The 6,504-nt window shown below is 67.0% G+C and carries 4 protein-coding genes; all 4 read left to right on the top strand.

Annotated elements, in window-relative coordinates; genetic code table 11:
• Positions 1-1,347, top strand: a 1,347-nt coding sequence (locus AC1D0P_RS19995) for a porin (RefSeq protein WP_477678352.1), incomplete at its 5' end; no start/stop codon positions are given.
• A gap of 9 nt (positions 1,348-1,356) precedes the next feature.
• On the top strand, positions 1,357-4,395 hold the full coding sequence (locus AC1D0P_RS19990) for a beta strand repeat-containing protein (protein WP_477678351.1): 3,039 nt from the start codon (positions 1,357-1,359) through the stop codon (positions 4,393-4,395).
• Positions 4,396-4,451: 56 nt separating this feature from the next.
• Positions 4,452-5,246, top strand: coding sequence for a hypothetical protein (locus AC1D0P_RS19985; RefSeq protein ID WP_477678350.1), 795 nt, complete (start codon positions 4,452-4,454; stop codon positions 5,244-5,246).
• On the top strand, positions 5,243-6,504 hold a 1,262-nt coding region (locus AC1D0P_RS19980; protein WP_477678349.1), incomplete at its 3' end, for a lyase family protein. The genes AC1D0P_RS19985 and AC1D0P_RS19980, both read left to right, overlap by 4 nt.

Here is a 6,504-nt window from a genome sequence, read left to right as displayed (position 1 = left end):
CCGAAAAGCGCGCGCCGCCTGTGGCTGTCGGTCTCGGGTTCGCCGCAGGCCTTCACCGGCCTGGCCTCCAGCAGCGGCAGCCGGGGCGAGGATTTCGAGGAAGCCGAAGACGGCATGCTGCTGTACGGCTCGCTGGGCATCATCCCCGAATACGTGAGCCGCTCGGGCGCGACGCCCGCGGCGCCCGCCGACCAGAGCAAACTCGCCACGCCCAACGGGCGCAACATGTCGGGCTTCTGGCGCGCGCGCGACAACGTGTCGTATATAGGCGCACGCGGCGGCATCCCCATTTACGAGCAGTGGAAAGCGCTGTGGCAGCTGGAGCTGGGCCTGTCGCTGAGCGCGGGCGCCGCCGGCGTCGACGCCACGCCGGACTGGACACATCGGCAGGAACTGCGCAACACCGGCGTGGCCCTCGCCCATCCCGACGCCGGCACCGCGATGTACGGCAACTGGGACATGCCGCTCAAGGAAAGCACCACGTCCTTCGATCCTTTCGGCGGCACCACCAGCGCGGCCCACTACAACATCATCGGCTCGCCGGGTTTTGCCACCAGCATTGCCCGAAACTCGGGGCCGGTGGGCACGGCGGCGGTGAACAACAACGACGACACCGCCTTCAACCGCCGCCAGGCCGGCATGTACGGCTACTGGACGCCGAAGATGGGCGGCTTCCAGCTCAAGCTGGCGTATTCGAACAACGGCATGAAGGCCGCGCCCGACGTCGACACCGGCTACCTCTACGGCGGCAGCCTGTCCTATGAGAACGGCGGCTTCTCCGCCGTGGTCGCGGCCGAGCAGCACGTGAACTATTTCGGCATCGCCAGCCTGGGCCGCAACGCACGCGGCGTCGGCACCAACACCCACGTAACCCAGGGCACGTCGTCCAACGATTACAGCGTGCGCGTCGGCGTGGCCTACGATTTCGGCGCCACCAAGGTGTCGCTGATTGCCGACGAGCTGAACTACGCCGAGTCCGGCGTGGTCAACACCAGCGTCACCTCGAGCGACATGTCCAGCTACCGCCGCCGCGCCTACATGCTCGGTATCTCGCACAAGATAGGCGCCTGGCAGCTGCGCGCCAGCCATGCAAAGGCCTTCGCGGGCGACTGCAGCATGATTTCCGGCAACGGCGTGAACTGCTCGACCGAGGGCATGGGCGCAACCTCCCAGGCCGTTGGTTTTTCTTATGCCTGGAGCAAGCAGGTCAGGATCTTCGGGCAGTTCGTGTTGCTGCGCAACCAGCCCCTGGCCAACTACAACTACGCCGTCGCCGGCGTCTTCGGCACCGCAGGCGTCGGCACCACGATCCGCGCGATCGGTGTCGGCATCAACTACACATTCTGAGGAGCTCGCATGGCACACCAATCTTCACCGGTCTCTTCCTTGCCCTTCACCCGGAAAAACCGCCCGGCGCTGACGCCGCTGTGCGCCGCCATCCTGTCGGCGCTGTGCAGCGTTTATCCGCTGCGCGCGCATGCGCTGGACGCCGGTGCTTTGCCGACCAACGGCCAGGTCACGGCCGGCAGCGGCAGCATCAGCCAGAGCGGCAACGTCATGAATGTGGCGCAGGGCAGCGACCGCATGGCCGCCACCTGGAACACCTTCAACATCGGCAGCGCGGCGAAAGTGAATTTCGTGCAGCCCTCGGCCTCGTCGGTGGCGCTCAACCGCGTCACCTCCAGCGACGCCTCGCAGATCATGGGCCAGCTCAATGCCAACGGCCAGGTCTTCCTGATCAACCCCTCGGGCATCCTGTTCGGCCAGGGCTCGGCCGTCAACGTCGGCGGCCTGGTGGCCAGCTCGCTGAATATCTCCGACGCCAACTTCATGGCCGGCAGCAATCGCTTTGACGCCGGCGGCGCGGGCGGCGCCGTGATCAACCAGGGCAGCATCGTCGCGGCCGACGGCGGCTACGTGGCCTTGCTGGGCGCGCAGGTGCGCAACGAAGGCAGCATCACGGCCCGCCTGGGCAGCGTGATGCTGGGCGCCGGCGAGAAAATCACGCTGGACTTCAACGGCGACGGCCTGATCAACATGCAGGTCAGCGACCCTTCGCTGGGCGCCAGCGTGGTGAACCAGGGCTTGCTCAGGGCCAACGGCGGCGTGGTCCTCATGTCGGCGCGGTCCGGCGATGCGCTGCTGTCCAACGTGGTCAACAACGAAGGCGTGATCGAGGCGACCAGCCTGCAGCGCCGCAACGGCGCGGTGTTGCTCGACGGCGGCGATGCCGGCATCGTCGCGGTGAGCGGCCGTATCGATGTCTCCGGCCGAAACGCCGGCGAAACCGGCGGCAGCGTCAAGGTCCTGGGCCAGTACGTCGGCGTGTTCGACGCTGCTCGCATCGATGCTTCGGGCGACGCCGGCGGCGGCAGCGTGCTGGTCGGCGGCAACTACCAGGGCAGCGGCAGCGAGCGCCAGGCCGTCGGGACATACATGGGTGAAGACGCCCGTATCAACGCCGACGCGCTCAGCAGCGGCGACGGCGGCAAGGTCATTCTCTGGTCCACCGACAGCACGCGTTTTCACGGCGGCATCACGGTGCTGGGCGGCGGGCAGACCGGCAGCGGCGGCCTGGTCGAGACCTCGGGCCACAGCCTGGATGCGACGGGTTCGGTGGATATCAGCGCGGCCTCCGGCAAGGGCGGCACCTGGCTGATCGATCCCTTCAACATCAACATCACGAGCACGGCAAGCGTAGGTGCGACCGGGAGTTCCCCCTTCACCTCCAGCGGCGCGGCCAGTTCCAACCTGAGTTCGGCGGTGCTCAATGCCTCGCTGTCCACAGGCGCCAACGTGATCGTCCAGACCACCAACAGCTTCGGCGGCACCTCGGGTGACATCAACGTGCTGGACAACGTCAAGGGCGTGGGCAACGCCTCCCTGACCCTGCAGGCGCATCGCAACATCATCATCGGCAGCGGCCGCACCATTTCCAACGGCACCGGCAAAACCCTCAACGTCTCGCTGTTCTCCAACTACAACAACAGCGGCAACGGCTCGGTTTCCCTGACGGGCAGCAGCATCACCACCAACGGCGGCTCCATCACCAWAGGYGGCGTCGACCCCTTGGTGGGCTCGGCCAGCACCATCCTGAACAGCACCGCCGGCGTGAACATCAGCGGCTCCACGCTGAGCACGGGCGGCGGCAACATCACGATACGCGGCGCGGTCGCCGCCAGCGCAGGGAACTCCAACAGCAGCGCGGTGCAGATCGCCGGCGCCTCCACGCTCAATGCGGGTGGCGGCAACATCTCCATCACGGCCAATGTCGCCAGCACTACCGCGACCGGCGACGCCTTTGTGCTCACCGGCGGCAGCAACGTGCTCACCAGCGGCGCCGGCTCCATCACCGTGGACAGCACCAACCTGGGCAGCGGCAACGGCACGCGCATCTTCAGCACCAACAACACCCTGGCCGCCAGCGGCTCCGGCAACCTGACGATCAGGGGCAACGCCAGTTCGGGCTTCGGCGTGCTGATCTGCTCGACAGCCAGCGGCTCCTCGCAAACACTTACCGTGGGCAGCGGCAACCTGACCGTGCAGGCCAATGCCGACGGCTTTGCCGGCGCCGGCCGCGGCGTCTACCTGGCGGCTTCGGGCACCAACGGCGCCGTGGTGCTCAATGCCACGGCGGGCGGCGCCATCACGCTGGGCGGTAGCAGCACCGGCAGCTACGGCACGGTACTCAACTCGACGGGGACCGGCTCATCCATCAGCATCTTCTCCGACGGCAACATCACGGTGGCCGGCAATACCTCAGGAGGCACGACGCCCGCGCTGGGGCTGCTGAGTTCGGGTAGCGGCGCCAGCGCGGCCACCGCCTCGAAAATCAACATCAACACCACGGCGGGTGCGCTCAAGCTGCTGGCCAACAACAGCGTGGTCAATCCCACCACCGGTTCGTTCAAGGCCGTGTCGCTGGACGCCAGCGGCGCCTACGCGAGCATCAACCTGGGCACGCAGTCGGGCGCGCTGACGCTGGACGGCACCAGCTACTCGGGGCGCGGCGTGGACATCGCGCCCTCCGGCGCCAATGCGGCGATCAACATTACGACCGGCAGCGGCGCCATTGCCGTCAACGGCAACAGCACCAGCAGCTTCGGCGGCTACGGCATCTACCTGAACTCCACCGGAAATTCGAGCGGCGTGAACGTCAGCACCGTGACCGGTGACATCACTTTGCGCGGCGACTCCATCGGCACCTCGGACGCCATTTCCCTGGGCGGCAGCGCCACCAGMACCAACTCGGTCAACAACATCGCCTCGCAGGGCGGCAACATCACGCTGGCCGGCAACTTCCACTCGCCGAACATCGCGGAGCTGGACACGGCATTGCCATCCAGAACGTCGCCAACCGCATCCAGACTACGGGCGCGGGCAACGTCACGCTGACCGGCAACGCCGCCGACCAGGGCAACGGCGTCAGCATCTACGGTGGCGGCAAGGCTTTGCTCAGCGTCGAGAACGGCGCGCTTGCGATCACCGGCAGCAGCGTTTACGGCGACGGCGTGGGCGTGCTGACCGGTAACAACGTGATTCGCGCCACCGGCAGTGGATCGGTGAGCGTCGCCGGCAGTTCCACCTACGGCAGCGGCGTCACCATCTATCCCTCGACGGCGACGAGTTCCGCCGCCATCTCGACGGTGTCGGGCAAGCTCTCGGTCACCGGCAGTAGCGGCGCGGCGTCGGCCGCGCCGGCGGTCCTGCTGCGCAGCGCGGCTTCGGGTGCCGCCAACGGCGTCAGCATCACTTCGGGCAGCGGAGACATCGACATCCAGGCGGCGACCGCCGGCTCCGGCGAGGGCCTTTCCATCGTCGGCAGCAGCACCGGCGCCTTCAACACCATCAGCACGGGCGGCAGCGGCAGCCTGCGCGTTTCGGGTTCCGGCGGCAGCTATGGCGTGCGCATAGACGGCGGCACCAACAAGCTGCAGGTGGAAAACGGCCTCTTGCTCATCAACGCCAGCGCGCCCAACGGGCAGCCCTTCAGTCAGTCCTCGGATGTGACAACGATTGCCGCCACCGGCTCCGGCACCGTATTGCGCAATCTCGGCGGCACGATAAATAACAGCCTGACCAGCGCGGCGTCGGCCGCCGCCACCGCCGCGCTGCAGTCGGACATGGCCGGCGGCGACTGGATGGCGCCTTTGGCCGACAGCGCGTTCTCCCCTCCGGGCACTGGCCCGGACAAGCTCACCATTTCCGTGCTTTCATCCAGTCTGCCCAGCACAGGCGAAGAATGAAGCTTCCCGGACCTCCATCCACCACGGTTGCCGGTTTCTCCAGGCTGTCACGGCATGCCGGGCGGCTGGCGCTGGTCCTGCTGTTGCTGCTGTCGCTGTCCGCCGCCGCCATCGCCGCGGACAAGCAGGCAGGCCAGCCCGAGCACGACAATTTTCATTTCCTCGGCGAGATGAACAAGGCCTCAACTGTCATGGTGGTCGAGACCAAAATCGTCCCGCCCGAGCTTGGCAAAAAAATCGCGCGGGCGGTCGAGCAGGTGATCAAGGACGGCAACCAGCCCGGCGCCAAACGCCCCGGGGACTATCTTCAGTATGAGCCGCTGATCCTGGCGCTGGCCGGCCCCGACGGCTCGCGCATGCATTCAGGCCGCAGCCGCCAGGACATCCTGTCCACCACGCGGCGCCTGATGCAGCGGGAGCGCACGCTGGCGCTGATGGCGGCGATGATCGAATCGAAGGCGCGGCTGCTGGCCGTGGCTGGGAACAACCTGGACACCATCGTGCCGGCCTACACCAACGGCGTGCAGGCCCAGCCCACCACCTACGCGCACTACCTGCTGGCCTTTGCCTCGGTTTTCGGGCGCGACAGCGCGCGCCTGAAGGAGGCCTATGCGCGACTCAATATGAGCCCGCTGGGCGCGGGCGCGCTCGGCACCTCGAGCTTTCCGGTCAATCGCCAGCGCCTGGCGGAACTGCTGGGTTTTGACGGCGTGGTGGAAAACTCCTATGACGCGGCCCAGCTCGGGGCGCTCGACCAGGGCGTGGAACTCGTGGGCCTGTGCAGCAACGCGGCGTTGACGATAGGCCTGCTGGTGCAGGACATGCACACCCAGTACCACCAGGTGTCTCCATGGATCACCATCCAGGAAGGGCGGCTCACCGGCACGAGCAGCATCATGCCGCAAAAGCGCAATCCCTATGCCCTCAATGTGCTGAGGCTGCAGGCCAGCGAAGTGGTGGGCGGGGCCTTCACTTTCCAGCTGGAGGCGCACAACGTCACGCCCGGCATGCCCGACTACAAACGCGACCAGGTCGGAAAAACCCTGGACCTCACGGCCGGTGCCTTCGCGAAGCTGGCCGACCTGATGGACCACCTCGTCATCGACCGCGAGCGCGCGTTGCAGGAAGTCGACGCCGAGTACTCCACCACCACCGAGCTGGCCGACATCCTGCAGCGCGACGCGGACGTCCCTTTCCGGGTCGGCCACCATTTCGCCTCGGACCTGGTCAACTACGGGCGCGCCAACAAGCTCAAACC

This window comes from Polaromonas sp. P1_G2 (genome assembly GCF_056405515.1).
Note: the sequence above shows the minus strand (reverse complement) of the source record. Positions and strands in the feature narration are given on the sequence as shown.